This is a genomic window from Legionella sp. ST3F1 (assembly GCF_048553315.1).
Taxonomy (GTDB): Bacteria; Pseudomonadota; Gammaproteobacteria; order Legionellales; family Legionellaceae; genus Tatlockia; species Tatlockia donaldsonii.
On record NZ_JBLZIO010000018.1, the window covers coordinates 46,807 to 63,677 of the forward strand.

Genomic DNA, 16,871 nt, shown 5'->3' on the forward strand with positions numbered 1-16,871 from the left:
TTGCAAAATAAACGCAAATCGCTAACATTGGATTGCTTTAAATATAAATAATAAAAATAACAAGGTATGTCATGAGAATTGCACTTTTTTCTGCCGCATTACTGGCTTCCGGCCTTGCAGCAGCAGCGGCGCCTGTTGATGGCTGGTATTCAAGCGTTTTCGGTGGCTACAGCTATGTACCCGATAATATCAGCAATAGCTATTATGGCTGGACTCGTACACGCGCCTCCTACAATGGCGGTTATAATGCAGGTGGCCGCGTTGGCTTTAAAAGCACTCCGTTACGTTATGAAGCCGAGTTTACTTATGTTCGTGCCGATCTTGGCCATTTTCAAGTGATGGGTATAAGACAGCTCGGCATTGATGGGCAATTCAATGCGGCTTTAGGCATGGCCAATGTCTATTATGATTTCCCAGAAATGGTTCCTAGTATCGCACCCTTTCTAGGTGCTGGTTTAGGTTACGGCTGGGTTCAATCTGAACTGGACAGTGAAGCCCCTTTTAGAACCCGTTTCAAACGCTCGGATAATGTTTTTGCTTATCAGGCTACTGCCGGCCTAATGTATAATTTTGCTGAAAATTATTCTGCTGACATTGCCTACCGTTATGTTGGAACTGATCGTGCCGATCACCTTGGTAAAGTCGTCCAGATCCACATAGCCAGCATTGGAGTCACATACCGCTTTGATCAAAGCAGTTATAAATAAGGATAGCGCACATGAAACAATTACGTCATATTGGCTTCGCCGGTTTATTGCTGGCTAGTTGGTCTGTGTTTTCAGCAGTTCCGGCTGAAGGTTGGTACGCTGGTGCAACGGGGATAGTGTCTTATGCTCCCAGAATCAATGCCGGCACGCATCCTCGTCCAAGGGGAGTCGTTTCTGATCTCGCAGGCACACAACTCGCTTACAGTATTGGTGGTGGCGGCGGTGGTCAGATTGGCTATCGGATCTGTTATTTCCGCGTTGAAGGGGAATTATTTTTCGATTACAACCCTGTTACCAGACTGACTGTCGATGGCTTGTCCTTTAAACGACATTTCGTTCCCTTCAATGCTTTTGTTGTGAACTCACTGGCTCCTTTTGCTACCTCTGGCGGGACACCCGGAATACAAATTAAAGGCAATACGAGTTTCGGTGGCGCGATGATTAATGGCTACTATGACATTTACGACGAAGATGATGATCCAAGTTTTGTCCCTTACATTGGTTTAGGGATCGGTTATGCACATATTTCAAGTCAACTTAATTTCTACGGTATCGCTAACCCTACAGTAACCCAACCATCCAATGAATTTTTCATCACGGGCGGGAAAACAAGTACCAATACCCCTGTTGGGCAAATCATTCTTGGTTTAAGTTATTTCTACAGTGATGAGACGTCTTTCGGACTCGACTATCGTTATATGTCGACAAGAACCATCAGTGCATTTGACACACGGTTCCAGGTTCATACGCTGAATTTGTTTTTTAACTACACGTTCAGTGAAGCTTAGGGTCCTAGTCTGGCGGGCATTCAACTCACCATTGAATGCCTACTATAATGTCTTCTATTTCGTTTAGGGCCTATAATGACCTACCTTATTGCACCCTCGTTGCTTTCAGCCGATATGACACGTTTTGGCGAAGAAGTCACTGCAGTCATGCAGGCCGGTGCCGATATGATTCATTTTGATGTCATGGATAACCATTACGTCCCTAATCTTACCTTTGGCCCCCCTATTTGCCAGGCATTGCATCATCGTTTTCCCAGTGTTCCGATTGATGTGCACTTGATGGCAAAACCGGTTGACGATCTGATTGTCCAATTTGCCAAAGCGGGTGCCAAACGAATTAGTATTCATCCTGATGCGACAATCCATCTCGATCGCAGCTTGCAACTTATCCAGCAGCAAGGTTGTGAGGCAGGTCTGGTACTCAATCCAGCGACATCACTGGATTGCCTGGCCTGGTGTATCCATCGCCTCGATTTTATTCTGGTCATGACCGTTAATCCTGGTTTTGGCGGACAAACCTTGATTCCGGAAATAATTAATAAAATCAGTCTGATAAAACAGCACTATCCCACGCTCCCTATTTGTGTTGATGGCGGCGTCAGCACAGAAAATATTGCCCGTATAGCACAAGCGGGAGCTACCCAATTTGTGGCTGGTTCTGCTATATTCTCCAGTGGTGATTATGCAACAACGATTACAGCCATGCGTACTCAGTTAGCATCAATTTAACTATAATGATTCTATAGCAACGTTTATATTCTCTTAACTTGGGTTGTAGCAATAAGGCAACTCAACAGGGATCGGACCATTTGAAGGGATCCTCAATTGTGGTAACTGAGAGCTTATGAAAAAAGTATTATTTTTTTTAGTCCTGATGTATTCATCAGCGATGATTCATGCTTTATCGGGTGAGGCGTATTTAAACCGGTTTATGGCTTATACACAGTGGAGCCAAAACTTGCCTGTACAGCCGGGTCCCGATTTTTATGCGTTTATTGACAGCGATACGCCGCTGGCCAAAAGATTACGTGAAAGATGGCTATACCATTTAGCCCATCAAAAAGATTGGCCCAATTACATTAAGCATTATCAAAACTCAAACGATATTAATCTGCAGTGTTATAACCTCCTGGCAACCTATTATGAAGGAAAAACCCAAGAGGCTCTGGAAGCAGCCAAGCCTTTATGGCTATCAGGAAGTTCTCAACCCTCTGCTTGCAATGAGCTATTTAACCTGCTGGTGAAAAGCGACCGTTTTGATGAAACACTGATTACTCAGCGAATTATCCTGGCACTCGACAAGCGCAATCTGCCTTTAGCCCGCTATTTACTTAAACAATATAAACAGCCTCGTCTCAAAGACGAACAATTACTGGCCGCTATTTACCAGAGTCCGTCCCGTATTACTCAGCTTGAGATTGGTGAGTTGCACGATTATTTCTATCTTTATGGTTTAAAGAGGCTGGTATCCATTAACATGGATCAAGCCATTAAATATTGGCAACATATCAAAACTAAAAAATTATTGACCAAACCGCAACAACAAGCCTTTCTTGCGCATTTGGCACTTTATAAAGCGATGCGTAATCATGAAGATACGCAATACTGGTTTAACAAAATAAACCCGGCTTATTACAACGACGTTCTGCTTGATTGGCAAATCCGTTACGCGCTTAAGCGCCAGCAATGGTCTAAAGTCGAGTACCTAATCAATCATTCTCCTGATAAAGATAAACCTTGCTGGCAATACTGGTTGGCCCGCGCCCTGGAGGCCAGAGGGAAAAAAGATCAAGCCCAAGCGCTCTATAAGTCAGTTGCAAAATCAAGGAATTACTATGGTTTCCTTGCCAGCCTGCGGTTAAATCAGGCTCCAAGCTTTGAAAATGAGCCGCCAATATCCAATATGGCTATCTTAAAACCCTACCAACCCATTACAGATAATATTAAATACCTCTATCAATCCAAACAGGAGTTACAAGCCGCGAGGCTCCTCAATGATTTTATGAGCGAACTCCCCAAAGAGGATAAGAGTGCCCTGATATATTGGATCGCAACTAATTTGCAGTGGCATGGTAAATCAGTTTATTTAAGCAATACTGACGAGTTAAATAATCAATTGGTGTTACGCTTCCCCTTGGCGTATCAACCCACTATTAGCCAATATGCTAAAAATTACCAAATTCCCCGTGAATTTATCTATGCCATTATTCGGCAGGAAAGCGGTTTTCGTCGGGATGTCATTTCACCAGCGGGTGCCCGTGGTCTAATGCAAGTGATGCCTGCTACCGCAAAGGTGGTAGCAAAACGCGAAAAAATTGCTTATGGCGATAAAGATCAGCTGTTTTTATTTCAAAAAAATATCAACATTGGTGTTGCCTATTTAAAACAATTAGCCAATCGTTTTAATAGACATCCCGTGTTAATCGCGGCAGCCTATAATGCCGGTCCTAGCCGAGTGAATTATTGGCTTAGGAACCATCCACCCAAACAAATCGATATCTGGATTGAAACCCTTCCCTGGCATGAAACACGCAATTACTTGAAGAACGTCATTGCCTTTTATGCTGTTTATCAATATCGCATGCGGGAAAGACCGGATTTAAGTGCGTTTATGCAGCCTCTATTGTAATAGTAGTAAATCCCGGGTTACAGCCTGCGGCTTGCACCCAGGCTACCTATCAACCAGTCAGTAGTCAGTAGCCTTGATGCAGCGTAGCGTAATCAAGGGATTTACTATGGTAATAGGGGAAAATCCCGGGTTACAGCCTGCGGCTTGCACCCAGGCTACTCATCAACCAGTCAGTAGTCAGTAGCCTTGATGCAGCGTAGCGTAATCAAGGGATTTACTATGGTAATAGTGGAAAATCCCGGGTTACAGCCTGCGGCTTGCACCCAGGCTACCCATCAAACAGTCAGTAGTTCAGTAGCCTTGATGCAGCGTAGCGTAATCAAGGGATTTACTATTGTAATAGTGGAAATCCCGGGTTACAGCCTGCGGCTTGCACCCAGGCTACCTATCAAACAGTCAGTAGTCAGTAGCCTTGATGGAGCATAGCGTAATCAAGGTATTTACTATGGTAATAGTAGAAATCCCGGGTTACAGCCTGCGGCTTGCACCCAGGCTACCCATCAACCAGTCAGTAGTCAGTAGCCTTGATGCAGCGTAGTGTAATCAAGGTATTTATTCCCCAAACCCAAACTTCTCTATTGGCTCAGGGATCGAGTTAGCCCAATTTTTAGATAATCGCCCACTACGTACATAATGATGAAACGAAGAATAAGGCCAATGATGCAAAGACTCCACTAAGCCATGTTTAATGGGATTGTAATGAATATAATTGACGTGATTTTCAAAATCTGTTTCATCGTTAATTGCATGCTCCCAAAACCGGCGTTGCCAAAGACAATACTCATTGTGTCTTGTTCTCATTAAGGGTAAAGCCGATTTATGGATTGATTTTGAAAACAGAGCTTTAATTTTTTTCCACCGTTGAGAGTAATCCGAATCCCCTGGTGGCAACTGCCAAATTACATGAAGATGGTCAGGTAAAACCACATAAGCTTTGGTCAGAAAAGGATGTTGCGCTTTAACCGTTTGAACGGCGTCTTTCAATAAATTAATGTGATCTACCAAGAGGCATGATTTTCTATTTCTCAGTGTCACCGTAAAGAAAAAAGTGCCTCCGGGAATGAAACTTCTCCGATAATTCACCATGCTATCTTCCTTTGATGGGTTGGATTGGAGAATATTAATTAAAGAATTAAACTAAATAAATACCTTGATTACGCTACGCTGCATCAAGGCTACTATTGTGATCAATATTACTCGCGGGAAAGAACGGATTTAAGTGCGTTTATGCGGCTTTTGTTGGAACAGTGGAAAATCCCGGGTTACAGCCTGCGGCTTGCACCCAAGCTACCCATCAACCAGTCAGTAGTCAGTAGCCTTGATGCAGCGTAGCGTAATCAAGGTATTTACTCCCGAGCCAAACTGAAAACGGGTTTAGACATCCTGGAGAGTAGGCTTCTGGCCCGACCTACGCCGCTGGCGCTGCGGACACAACCTCGATTCTCTCCAGTTCAACAAGCGGTACTGCTTTGGCTTGAAGAGGTTGGAAAAAAGTGGGGAGTTGCTTTAGCGACACAGCTGCAGCCTTGGGAGTCTCTGGCACAAAAGGTTGCTCTTTTCCAAAAGGGGCTATGTCTTGTGAAGACGCTTCTTTTGCAGAATCAATCAACGTATCCCGTGTTTTGTTATAAGCAGGGATTAAAATGTCGTTTAAATAGCTGGCTCTTCGTTCTTCATCTGGTTTCAGAGAGCGAAATGATTTTAAGCCTTCAAGATAGGTTAATTCATTTTTCGCAGCATTATAGTGATATTCCAGCTCTTCTTTGGTCTTGAAAGTCAGTATTTCATATGCACAGCCTTCAATATAATTGTCATAATAGGCGGCAGTCGCTTCTTTTGCTTTTTGAATCAAGCGTTCTTTGCCTTCTTTACTCAGCGCAAAATCAGTACCACTAATATTCAGATCATTACTTGAAATAATCTGAAACCCATATTTATCCAATTTGTGCGTATCTTCCATTGGACTTGAGATAACAGCCTGCAACCAGCGCCACAAATCCCATTCCTGGGATTTTTTCGAAGTTTTGTTCCAAATAGCATTGGTTTCAAAAGAACTATCAATCCGTAACCCCAAAACACTGGGATTAATGCCATTATTTATTTCATATAAGGAAGCATATCGCTCATCGGACAAGTATTCGATAGGAAAATTATCTAATAGCCCACCATCCACATAAGGGACATAGTTGGGATCTTTTGCTTTTTCAGCAGTCATGTCGTGCTCAACCTGACCGGTTTTCTTATTAATATAAACTGTTTCAAAAAAAGCAGGAATCGACGAGGAAATTCGTACTGCGTGGGCGATGGGCAAGTCAGGTGTTGTCGCCGCAGAAAAGATATCCGTTTTTTCAGTTTGCAAATTGGTTCCGGTAACAATTAATTCTTTAAACTGATTTCTCTTTAAATTTTGTTCTTCCTGATTAGTTTTAATTGCATTTTGCAGATCCTGGAAAGTGGCGTTCTTTTTACCGAGTTTTGCTTCTACTTTCTCTTCCAACCACTGGCGTAATATTTCTCCCTGATAAAACCCGTGTTTGTAGCCCAAAAGCCCTTTCAATCCAGAAAAAACACCCCCGGTAACACGATTAAGAAAGGTATTAGGATGATCCATGAATCGACTGAAATCCAGGGTCTTCAACTCATCTTCAATTTCTTGCTGACTATATCCCAGTGCTATCAGCATCGCGGTGATCGCACCGGCCGAACTTCCGGCCACAGTCGTTAAATTGGGTATTACATTTTTTTCGTTGAGAACTTGTAAGGCACCCACATAACCCACTCCTTTAATACCATCCCCTCTCAAAACGAGAATAGTAACAGGAGGACGAGGAATAGTGACGGTAATAGGCATACAGCTTTCCTATCGTGTTTCTACGAATAAGGGAGCATTATAAACTGTAAATTATTAACAGAGTGTTAAGAAAGTAATCGAAAATGGTTAAGAGCTGGGTTGGGCACGGGACAGACTTGGTGTCCTTTCCTGGAAAAGGACGAGGTGATCCTGCGCCGGAAAGCCAACAATCTAAACTTACCAGCGCTCGTCCACTTTGCGAGTCCCAATATATTCGTCAATTCTACGCTGCGTAGCAGGCGAAATGTCGTGCGGAAGTGCCTGTAGTTCAAACCATTGCGCATCCAAAATTTCGGCCGAACTAACCCTTTCTTTTTCAAATTTATCGACGAGATAAAACACGACATAGTCATCTCTTCTTTCTCGATGATTATGGTAAACACTGAATAATTTGGGCAACGTTAAACACTTCACGCCTGCCTCTTCAAGAAGTTCTCGTTGAACCGCTTCTACCGGTGTTTCCCCTTTTTCCACTGCGCCGCCAATGGTATACCAGCCAGGCGTATAACTATGTTTAACTAACAACACCTTGTCGTCATTAATAACCAAAGCCCTTGCGCCAACCGTTTTATGACCCAGCATTGATAAAATGATTTTTTTAATTTTCCATAAATAATTGCGCATTATTTCCTCCTCCTGCTCCAGGACAATGCCTTCAATAAGATTGCCATTTTAGCTGGGCAAACGACCTGCAAACAATCTCTAAGCCACTGCCAATCAAAAACTCTCACCAACTATTTTTAACCAATAAAATACATGTGCACTTTTTTTATTTCTTGTTACCATAGGCGCTTTTTTCATTAGTAACGGAAAACCAGCGATGTACAGTGATGAATTATTCGACCAAAAATTTGATGAATGCGCAAACGAATGGAATAAAATAATCGTTCCTTACTACAATAATTTCCTGGACTATATTAAAACCTGCGATCCACGCAGTCCTATGATTTTTAGATATGTAGAGCAAGGATGGACTCACTATGCTTATCTCCATCGAACTCTAGCAGAAAAAATTTATACGGAATTAAAAGTGGTAGAAGATGAATTAAGTCCTCAACAAAAAGCACGCTATAATGAACTGGTTACTTTCATGAAAAAAAGTCTTACAGACGATAAACAGACCTTTAACCAAATTGTGCAAGCAAGAAAAAGACAACTCAATAATCCACCACTACCTATGCCGATTCTTGAAGAACAGATCGAGGCTAATCAAATTTTTCCTGACAATGCCATCTATCATAGTATCAGTTTTGAATAAAAACTCGAATTCCCCCCACTAGGCAGACATCCTGAAGACTAAAATGATAATCAAATAAATGCCAATTTGATCTTTTTTTGATTTTTGTTATTATCTGCCCCCTTCCAATTGCCGAGTTACCTCCATGAAAAACGAATTATTTGAACAACATTTTGCGTCATTCAATAATCTTTGGAACACCGCAATTGTGCCTTTCTTTGAAAAATTTTTAGCCTCCGTAGGGCACTACGATCCGCGCAGGGAGATTATTATGCGAGGAATAGAGCGAACATGGACTAACTATGTACAACTCCATGTTAGTTTGGAGCGTAATATTCTCTTGCAGTTTAAGAACGAAAAACTGACACCAACGCAGGTTAAATTTATTAATGACTATCTTGCAGAGATACAAAACAGCCTTCAGCAAGACCAACAAACACTGAGGCAAGCTATTAATGAAAGAAAACACGCCCTCAATTATCCACTACCCCTCCCGACACTTGAGGAACAAATGGAAACAGGTGAAATTTTTCCTGATAATCCGGCTTACTACAAGCCTAGTTTTTAATTTGCAACCAACGCTTGTTCTCGTTGAAGCACATTGAGGCTGACAAGAGCGAGCGTTATTCCTTCGTAATACGTACAAAGCGCATCAGCGCGTAATTAGCGTGTTTTTCAGCGTCTCGAACCGCTTCAGCAGGGGTTTTTATGCCAGAAAAGATGGCTTCCAAGGCCTCATCATTAATGGCCCGAATTTGATTCTGGGGACCAAAATTAACTCTTGCCTGTTTAGCCTGTTGCCCCATTAAATCAGCCTGGGCAAGCCTAAGCACAGGATGTTGGCTTTCTTGTGCCAACCCGGCATAAACACCACTAATTCCCAACGGTAAATAACCCGTTTCTTGATGCCAGTGCTGCTGTACATTAGGTTGGGCAATATAAGAAAAAAATGCAGCAATCCCCCGATAAACATCTGCTTTCTGGCCTGCAACTGCCCACAAAGCAGCCCCTCCTGTCACATTATTGTAGCGTCTTGAACTGACTTGTGTATCCAGTGGTAGTGCAGCTACCCCCAAACGAAAACTGACCAATTCGGATAAACTATTATAAGCACCCGATGACTGGCTGAATAAAGGACATCTGCCACTGGTAAATAAAACGGTTGCGTCACTGGTACGCCCCCCATATTCAAAATAATGCTTTTGCTGCCATTTCTTTAATCGCTCAAGATGCCTGATAATCGCTGGATTGTTATAACTCACTACCGCTCGTTCTGCATCAAGCATTGGCAAACCATGAATAGCAGAAAAGGATTCTATTTGTACCCAGGCAGGATACGCGGTTGTATAAGCACAGGCATAACCAGCCTTCCTTAATGCCGCAGCCAGAACTTCCATCTCTTCCCAAGTCTCTGGAAACACGGAATAGCCCGCTTTCGCCAAAGCGTCCGCATTGTAGAATATAACCGGAATAGAGGTATTAAATGGCATCGCCAGCAAGCGGTTTTCTTCACTGTAAAAAGCACGCAACGCCGGTAGAAAATGGTCTTTGGGCAGATTAAACCCTTGTTCCTGCATCAGCTCATCCACAGGCTTGATAATGCCTGATGGATAAAGCATGGTCGCGGTACCCACCTCAAAAACTTGTACGATGGCAGGCGGTTGTTTAGCGCGAAAAGCCGCCGCAAAACTTGTTATCGCCTCGATGTATTCTCCTTTGTAAACCAGCTTTACCGTGTAATCATTTTGGCTATGATTAAAATCCGTTGCCAAACGCTTCACTTCAGCACCCAAATGCCCGGCAAGTGAGTACCACATCACCAGGTCGGTTTTTGCTGAACTACTAAAGGGAATTAAAAAAAATAATACGGAGAAGAGACTTAATAAACGTCTTTTGAAACGCACTGCCTTAGGCGTTGGGCAGGGGAAAATAGAGCGCATAACCGGCATTGACCTATGAGCCCATGACGATTCGAACACGCTGCCAACGAAGCAATACAACACTGCAGTAGAGCTTCGTAAGAAATCTAGCGGCATGACAAGAGATCAGGATAATCACTAAACACCGCATCAACACCCCAATCGAAAAGCTTGTTTGCCACCTTTTTGCGATTCACCGTATAAACAAACAAGACATAACCTTGCTCTTTAATCTGCTTGACTCGAGCAGCGCTAAGGGCTCGTTTATTAACATGCACGGAATAACATTGCAGGTCTTTGGCTTTTTTTAACCAGTTTTTATCCCACTCATCTAAAAGTAAACCCAAAGGCATTTCCGGAGCGAGTGTACGGCATAGACTCAATGCGGACAATTCAAAACTGGATACCAGCGGTAAGGGTTTACCGCGGGGCCAGTAGCGATGGATATGAGCGAGAACAACAGCCGTTGTTTGCTCAGCACTGCCAGGATAAGGTTTTATTTCAATATTGGCTTTGACATCAGTAAACGTTAACCATTGCAATACATCACGAAAATGCGGAATCTTTTCGCCAGAATAATTGCTGGAAAACCAGCGGCCTGCATCGAGCGATTGTAAATACTCTGCCTCGACTCGACCCAACTCCCCTTTACCATTGGTGGTTCGCTTAAGGCTTTCATCATGGAAAACAAAAGGTTCGCCATCCGCGCTTAACATAACGTCAAACTCAACATAGCGACAACCTAAGGCTAAGGCTTTATCAAAGGAAGCCAGGGTATTTTCCGGAGCATACGCTGCCGCACCGCGATGGCCAATTACCTTCTCAATTACTTGTGTTTGCAACTGTATTACCCTCTTGTCTATTGGACGCCAACTCCACCAGTGCACTCATTACCAATTCATTGCTGACGGTCAGTGCAGGCGCAGGGGCAGCAACTGCCGCGGTAAACATGGTATTCGCTTCCTTATAAGCCCGAGGCTGTGGTGTTGCGACCTCACCGTCCAGGAAAATTAAGCGATTAAGGCTGTAATTCTGATTAGGATAAACCTTATTGAGTTGCCCTACTTCTGTTTTTACTTCTTCATACAAGCGCTGGCGCAACTGCGCTTTAATTTGCTGAATTTCTTCCAGACTGGGTTTAAATTCCACAGCGCCGATGTCATAAGTTGCACCAGGCTTACTCACATTTTTGGCGTTTTTGTAAATATCAGTCAAACTTGCCTGTGGTACGCGAGCCTGCGCAGCCACATAGAGTTTTTCCAGGCCAGAGCTATCCTGAGAGCGATCAAACTGCGTTAAATGCCATTCTCCCCCAGCAATTTTAGCCAGGTTAGACATGATTTCAGCACGGGCTTTAACCAAATCCGCATTCGTTAACGTGGCATTGATATTAACCGTCAACAAGGCTGTCTTGGTGGTCACCCATTGTTTAGCAGACACCTGATACATGACCTTATCCAACATCATCTTCGGCGGTGTGATGGCATAGGACAAATCACCAGCCAATGTCAAAGCAAGCATCCCAGCTAGTCTTTTCATTCATGTCTCCGAAATTTAAGTCCTGAAACCAGTGTACACCATGCATGGACTGCTTCCAATTCGTTTATAACGCTAACTTCCATTGATTTAGAATTCAAATCGGTCTATAACATGTGCACGAGAATACCAAGGGAGTTTTTAAAAATGATGTCCGTTGACACAATGAAAAAAAATGAATCACTTGTCACCGAGCCAGGTGATTTTCTTGATTACGCACTTTCACACGGATTTGGTGATATACATTTTAAAGTGGATAGTGAAACGGGCATGAAAGCGATTGTTGCTATCAATAATACCAAACTTGGCCCTGCGCTGGGTGGCTGTCGCTTTATTGAATATCCCAATACGGAAAGTGCCATCCTTGATGCGATGCGCCTGGCAAGAGGAATGAGCTATAAAGCCGCCTCGGTTAACCTTCCATTGGGTGGCGGAAAAGCAGTGATTATCAAACCGGCTAAACCGTTCGATCGCGAAGCTTATATGCATTCTTTTGGTCGATTTGTTAACCAGCTGGGTGGACGGTATATCACGGCTTTGGATAGCGGTACAGTCTTAAGTGACATGGATATTATTGCTCAACACACCCCTTATGTCGCCAGTTTGTCAAGCCATAATGGCGATCCGTCCCCCTCTACTGCCAAAGGCATATTAAGAGGGATCCAGGCTGCAGTAGAATTCAAGTTAGGTAAAAACCATCTCAATGGTTTGCACGTTGCTATCCAGGGTTTAGGGCATGTTGGTTATCTGTTAGCAGGGCATTTACATGAATTAGGCGTCCAATTAACGGTAGCCGATGTTAACAGCGCGGCTGTTGAACATGCTGTACGCGAATTTGGTGCTGTTGCAGTTCCCACTGAAAGTATCCATAAAGTACCTTGTGATGTCTTTGCACCTTGTGCTCTGGGCGCTATTATCAATGACACCACTATCAACCAATTGCAAACCCCTATTGTTGCCGGTGCTGCGAACAATCAATTGGCCCACAGCTATCATGGCCAACTGTTGCATGATAAAGGTATTCTCTATGCGACCGATTATGTCATTAATGCCGGCGGATTAATCTTTGCAGCCAGTAAATATTTACATACACCGGAACATCAGGTTAACCAACAAATTGATAGTATTGGTACAGCGTTGCTACAGATTTTTACTCGTTCACAACAGGAAAATCGTCCTACCAGCGAAATAGCAGATACCTTAGCCCAGGAGAAACTGGCTTAATTCCCTTATAAAACCGATAACCGCTGGCTCAGAGGTTATGGTTTAGAGAGAAGGTTTATTGATGAAGCATTTAAGTCTAACCCCCGCTCTGTATGATTACATGCTGGATGTTTCTTTACGGGAACATCCAGTCATGCACGCTTTGCGGGAGGAAACAGCAAAACTACCGCTTGCCAATATGCAAGTGTCGCCTGAACAAGCCCAATTTATGCAGTTTTTATTGCGCATGATTAATGCCCGTAAAGTACTCGAGCTGGGCACTTTCACCGGATACAGTGCCTTGGCGATGGCATTGGCCTTACCGGATGATGGGCAGGTCATCACCTGTGATATTAATGCCGAATGGACAGCGAAAGCCTTTCCTTTTTGGCATGAGGCCAAACAGGATAAAAAAATAGAATTGCGCTTGGGGCCGGCCTTAAATTCATTGCAGGAGTTACTACAGCAAGGCCATGCCCATAGTTTTGATTTTATTTTTATTGATGCGGATAAAACCAATTACCTGAATTATTATGAACTGGCGCTTCAATTAGTGAGTCCTCAAGGCCTCATCGCCATAGACAACATTTTTTGGGATGGTAAAGTAATCGATAAACAAGAAACCGGGGGACAAACCCGCGAAATTCGCCGGCTTAATGAATTTTTAAAACAAGATGACCGCGTGTATATCAGTTTGTTAGCGATTGCTGACGGATTATTTTTAGTCAAACCACGTCCTTAGTTCTGGATGGACTATAGACTAACAAGGAGTTAGGCAATGAATGAAAATAGTACCAACAATCCCTGTGGATTAAACGGTTTTGCTTTTTTAGAATTCTCCGGTCCTGATAAAACCTTTTTACATAAACAATTTAGTGAAATGGGTTTCGAAATTGTTGCTACCCATAAAAATCAGGATATTACGCTTTACCAGCAAGGACAAATTCAATTTATAGTCAATGCTGCCAGTGATTGTCAGGCACAAGAGCATGCCGCCACTCATGGAGCTGGCGCCTGCGCCATGGGCTTTCGCGTGCACGATGCGCAGGCAGCCTATGCCTACGCCCTAAAACATGGTGCAACCCCTTTCCAGGATTGCAAACATGCCGATCATCATTTGCCTGCTATTCAGGCGATTGGCGGTAGCGTGATTTATTTTGTGGATGAGCAACACCATCCTTTTGCTGATGAGTGGCAACACAAACCAATCGTGACCCAAGCCATTCATGGTTGTGGTTTAACCTTTATCGATCATTTAACCCATAATGTTTATCGCGGTAATATGGATAAATGGGCCCATTTCTACGAATCGATTTTTAATTTCCGCGAAATTCGTTTTTTTAATATTAAAGGACAGATGACAGGCCTTATCAGCAGAGCGTTAGGCAGCCCCTGCGGCAAAATTAAAATTCCTTTAAATGAGTCCAAAGACGATCAATCACAGATTGAAGAATTCTTGCATGAATTCCGTGGCGAAGGCATTCAACATATCGCCCTTAATACAGAAGACATTTATGCGACAGTCCATACCTTGAGAGAGCATGGCGTGGCTTTTCTTGATGTTCCCGATACCTATTATGAAATGGTCGATCACCGCATTCCCTGGCATAAAGAACCTTTGGCAAAGTTGCAGCAAGAACGCATTTTGATTGATGGTGAAAAAGATGCCAAAGCCGGCTTATTACTGCAGATTTTCACCGAAAATATCTTTGGACCTGTGTTTTTTGAAATTATTCAACGTCGTGGTAACCAGGGTTTTGGCGAGGGTAATTTCCAAGCCTTGTTTGAGGCCATCGAGCGCGATCAAATTAAAAGAGGCACCTTACAAGAAACCCATTGAGAGACTACTATGAAATTAGCCAGCTTAAGAACAGCCAATTGTCGCGACGGGGAATTATGTGTTGTTAATCAGGCATTGACCCAGGCAATTCAAGTTGGTCATATTGCTAAAACCCTGCAATCTGCCATAGAACACTGGCCGGCAGTGGAAAAACCTCTGCAGGACATCTATCAGGCGCTTAATGAAGGACAGAGTCATTCGGCCTTTGCTTTTAACCCGGATGAATTTGCTTCCCCATTGCCTCGGGCTTATCAATGGGCTGACGGCAGTGCTTACGTCAATCATGTGGAGTTGGTAAGGAAAGCCAGGGGGGCAGAAATGCCTGCCGATTTTTGGACCAACCCCCTGATGTACCAGGGAGGTTCCGACAGTTTTCTTGATCCAACAGGTCCCATATTAGTCGCTGATGAAGCCTATGGCGTTGATTTTGAAGCGGAGGTGGCCGTGATTACCGATGATGTTCCCATGGGCGTAGACCCTAAACAGGCGGCCAAACACATCAAATTGCTTATGCTGGTTAATGACGTTTCCCTACGTAACCTGATTCCTGGTGAATTAAACAAAGGCTTCGGTTTTTTTCAGTCAAAGCCTGCCAGCAGTTTTTCTCCGGTAGCCATTACGCCTGATGAATTAGGGCAGCATTGGGATGGCCAACGTGTTCATTTACCCTTGCTCAGCCATCTTAATAAGCAATTATTTGGTCAACCTGATGCCGGTGTTGATATGACGTTTTCCTTCCCGGAGTTAATTGCCCATGCCGCCAAAACAAGGTATTTGGCTGCTGGAACAATTATCGGCTCTGGGACTGTTTCCAATGTGGATCGCAGTAAAGGGTCTTCCTGTATTGCCGAAAAGCGCATGCTTGAAATAATTGCCGAAGGCAAAGCACACACCCCCTTTATGCAATATGGCGATACGATTCGTATCGAAATGCTGAATCAACAAGGGCAGTCCCTCTTTGGGGCTATTGAGCAAACCGTCACTCGTTACAAAGGGCCAGAAAAATGAAACTCTATGATTATTATCGTTCCACTGCCAGTTATCGCGTACGTATTGCTTTAAATATTAAGAATATTAGTTATGAAACACTGGCTGTGCATTTGATTAATCATGGCGGTGAACAACGACATCCTGATTATTTACAACTGAACCCGCAGGGGCTGGTCCCCACCTTAGATGAAAATGGGCATATTATCAGTCAATCCTTAGCCATTATTGAGTATTTAGATGAAATGAATCCCGCACCGCCGCTCTTACCACAGCATCCTTTAGGTCGAGCGCAAGTCAGAAGCCTGGCATTAACTGTTGCCTGTGATATGCATCCACTGAATAATTTACGCGTGCTAACGCGCTTGCGCGAACAATTTCAAGCGGATGAGCAACAAATCCAGGATTGGTATCATCATTGGTTAAAACTTGGTTTCGATGCTTTAGAGGCACGATTACAAGCAATCCCACACAAAACCCAACTCTGTTATGGCAATGAAGTGAGCATGGCAGATATTTGCCTTATTCCCCAGGTCTATAACGCCAATCGTTTCGGTTTTTCGATGGCTAATTACCCGATTATTAATGAGATCAATGCCCATTGCCTTAGCCTGACGCCATTCAGGGATGCCGCCCCTTATGAGTGAGGGGATGAAACAGCAAGGCTAATCTCTCTCGCTAACGTAAAGGGATAGCGTTATATATAATGGTAAAATCCTTTGGTAAGTAACAGGATACCAATAAACAGCGTGAAAAGAACAAGCACATAATAGCCTTTCCCACTGTAGACCAATCGACTGAAGTGCGTCATTTTTTCCGGTATTGAAAGCCATAGTACTGCCAGGATAACCAATAGCCAACCTAGCAGGGTAATGATAACCTGCGGCTCTAAAACCCAGATATTATGCACAACAACTAACATTAATCCCACTATCAAAGAAAAGGATGCAGCCAAAATAATAACACCACTGCCTGCTTTCAAATTCATTATAAAATGACGATAAAAATCAATTCGAATCATCATAATGATAGCCACAATAATAAAATACAGACCTAAGATTTGAGAGAAAATAAGAGAATGGAACAGTGCTGTAAACATAGTTCACTCCATAAACAGTGGTTACCTCTTCATTATAGGGTATTTATCTTTCTACTATCCCGGCAAATCCAAACA

The 16,871-nt window shown here is 43.3% G+C and carries 19 protein-coding genes; 12 read left to right on the plus strand and 7 right to left on the minus strand.

Annotated elements, in window-relative coordinates; translation table 11 throughout:
- Window positions 1–71: 71 nt before the first annotated feature.
- From ACN4Z1_RS12240 to ACN4Z1_RS12260, 5 genes are all read left to right on the plus strand, one after another.
- The gene (locus ACN4Z1_RS12240) at window positions 72–707 is read left to right on the plus strand and encodes an outer membrane protein (RefSeq protein WP_419386997.1); all 636 of its coding nucleotides are present in this window, start codon (window positions 72–74) and stop codon (window positions 705–707) included.
- A gap of 11 nt (window positions 708–718) precedes the next feature.
- Window positions 719–1,495 (plus strand): outer membrane protein, encoded by a 777-nt coding sequence (locus tag ACN4Z1_RS12245; protein WP_115220810.1) that lies wholly within the window; start codon window positions 719–721, stop codon window positions 1,493–1,495.
- 75 nt (window positions 1,496–1,570) lie between these two features.
- Complete coding sequence (rpe, locus tag ACN4Z1_RS12250) at window positions 1,571–2,224, plus strand: ribulose-phosphate 3-epimerase (protein WP_419388243.1); 654 nt, start codon at window positions 1,571–1,573, stop codon at window positions 2,222–2,224.
- A gap of 115 nt (window positions 2,225–2,339) precedes the next feature.
- The gene (locus ACN4Z1_RS12255) at window positions 2,340–4,124 is read left to right on the plus strand and encodes a transglycosylase SLT domain-containing protein (protein WP_419388242.1); all 1,785 of its coding nucleotides are present in this window, start codon (window positions 2,340–2,342) and stop codon (window positions 4,122–4,124) included.
- A gap of 219 nt (window positions 4,125–4,343) precedes the next feature.
- Window positions 4,344–4,550 carry a hypothetical protein gene (locus ACN4Z1_RS12260; RefSeq protein WP_228364446.1) on the plus strand — a complete coding sequence of 69 codons (207 nt, stop codon included), beginning with the start codon at window positions 4,344–4,346 and terminating at the stop codon, window positions 4,548–4,550.
- Window positions 4,551–4,676: 126 nt separating this feature from the next.
- Here ACN4Z1_RS12260 and ACN4Z1_RS12265 read toward each other — a convergent pair whose 3' ends face one another.
- The 3 genes from ACN4Z1_RS12265 to ACN4Z1_RS12275 form a co-directional block, all read right to left on the minus strand.
- A complete protein-coding gene (locus ACN4Z1_RS12265; protein WP_419388260.1) occupies window positions 4,677–5,207 on the minus strand; it encodes an REP-associated tyrosine transposase in 531 nt (176 codons plus the stop codon).
- Between the two features lie 325 nt (window positions 5,208–5,532).
- Window positions 5,533–6,975 carry a patatin-like phospholipase family protein gene (locus ACN4Z1_RS12270; RefSeq protein ID WP_228364448.1) on the minus strand — a complete coding sequence of 481 codons (1,443 nt, stop codon included), beginning with the start codon at window positions 6,973–6,975 and terminating at the stop codon, window positions 5,533–5,535.
- 177 nt (window positions 6,976–7,152) lie between these two features.
- Window positions 7,153–7,599 (minus strand): NUDIX domain-containing protein, encoded by a 447-nt coding sequence (locus ACN4Z1_RS12275; RefSeq protein WP_228364449.1) that lies wholly within the window; start codon window positions 7,597–7,599, stop codon window positions 7,153–7,155.
- A 196-nt stretch (window positions 7,600–7,795) separates the two neighbouring features.
- On the opposite strand from ACN4Z1_RS12275, the gene ACN4Z1_RS12280 reads away from it, so the two are divergent.
- Together ACN4Z1_RS12280 and ACN4Z1_RS12285 are read left to right on the plus strand one after the other, a co-directional pair.
- Window positions 7,796–8,233 carry a hypothetical protein gene (locus ACN4Z1_RS12280; RefSeq protein ID WP_228364450.1) on the plus strand — a complete coding sequence of 146 codons (438 nt, stop codon included), beginning with the start codon at window positions 7,796–7,798 and terminating at the stop codon, window positions 8,231–8,233.
- A gap of 124 nt (window positions 8,234–8,357) precedes the next feature.
- Window positions 8,358–8,780 carry a hypothetical protein gene (locus ACN4Z1_RS12285; protein ID WP_228364451.1) on the plus strand — a complete coding sequence of 141 codons (423 nt, stop codon included), beginning with the start codon at window positions 8,358–8,360 and terminating at the stop codon, window positions 8,778–8,780.
- 55 nt (window positions 8,781–8,835) lie between these two features.
- Here the strand turns inward: ACN4Z1_RS12285 and ACN4Z1_RS12290 are convergent, their stop codons facing one another.
- The 3 genes from ACN4Z1_RS12290 to ACN4Z1_RS12300 form a co-directional block, all read right to left on the minus strand.
- Complete coding sequence (locus ACN4Z1_RS12290; protein ID WP_228364452.1) at window positions 8,836–10,152, minus strand: extracellular solute-binding protein; 1,317 nt, start codon at window positions 10,150–10,152, stop codon at window positions 8,836–8,838.
- Between the two features lie 86 nt (window positions 10,153–10,238).
- Window positions 10,239–10,973, minus strand: a complete 735-nt coding sequence (gene ugpQ, locus ACN4Z1_RS12295) for a glycerophosphodiester phosphodiesterase (RefSeq protein WP_228364453.1) — start codon at window positions 10,971–10,973, stop codon at window positions 10,239–10,241.
- Window positions 10,954–11,670, minus strand: coding sequence for a hypothetical protein (locus ACN4Z1_RS12300; RefSeq protein ID WP_115220801.1), 717 nt, complete (start codon window positions 11,668–11,670; stop codon window positions 10,954–10,956). Before ACN4Z1_RS12300 ends, ugpQ begins: the two co-directional genes overlap by 20 nt.
- A 144-nt stretch (window positions 11,671–11,814) precedes the next feature.
- On the opposite strand from ACN4Z1_RS12300, the gene ACN4Z1_RS12305 reads away from it, so the two are divergent.
- The 5 genes from ACN4Z1_RS12305 (at window position 11,815) to maiA (ending at window position 16,344) form a co-directional block, all read left to right on the plus strand.
- Window positions 11,815–12,891, plus strand: a complete 1,077-nt coding sequence (locus ACN4Z1_RS12305; RefSeq protein WP_228364454.1) for a Leu/Phe/Val dehydrogenase — start codon at window positions 11,815–11,817, stop codon at window positions 12,889–12,891.
- 61 nt (window positions 12,892–12,952) lie between these two features.
- Entirely contained in the window at window positions 12,953–13,612 is a 660-nt protein-coding gene (locus tag ACN4Z1_RS12310) for a class I SAM-dependent methyltransferase (RefSeq protein WP_115220799.1), read from the plus strand.
- 36 nt (window positions 13,613–13,648) lie between these two features.
- Window positions 13,649–14,710 carry a 4-hydroxyphenylpyruvate dioxygenase gene (hppD, locus tag ACN4Z1_RS12315; protein WP_228364455.1) on the plus strand — a complete coding sequence of 354 codons (1,062 nt, stop codon included), beginning with the start codon at window positions 13,649–13,651 and terminating at the stop codon, window positions 14,708–14,710.
- Window positions 14,711–14,719: 9 nt separating this feature from the next.
- On the plus strand, window positions 14,720–15,718 hold the full coding sequence (locus ACN4Z1_RS12320) for a fumarylacetoacetate hydrolase family protein (RefSeq protein WP_228364456.1): 999 nt from the start codon (window positions 14,720–14,722) through the stop codon (window positions 15,716–15,718).
- Complete coding sequence (gene maiA / locus ACN4Z1_RS12325) at window positions 15,715–16,344, plus strand: maleylacetoacetate isomerase (protein ID WP_115220796.1); 630 nt, start codon at window positions 15,715–15,717, stop codon at window positions 16,342–16,344. The genes ACN4Z1_RS12320 and maiA overlap by 4 nt, the downstream gene beginning before the upstream one ends.
- 50 nt (window positions 16,345–16,394) lie before the next feature.
- Here maiA and ACN4Z1_RS12330 read toward each other — a convergent pair whose 3' ends face one another.
- Window positions 16,395–16,796: a hypothetical protein gene (locus ACN4Z1_RS12330; RefSeq protein ID WP_115220795.1), complete on the minus strand. Its 402-nt coding sequence runs from the start codon at window positions 16,794–16,796 to the stop codon at window positions 16,395–16,397.
- Window positions 16,797–16,871: the final 75 nt, after the last annotated feature.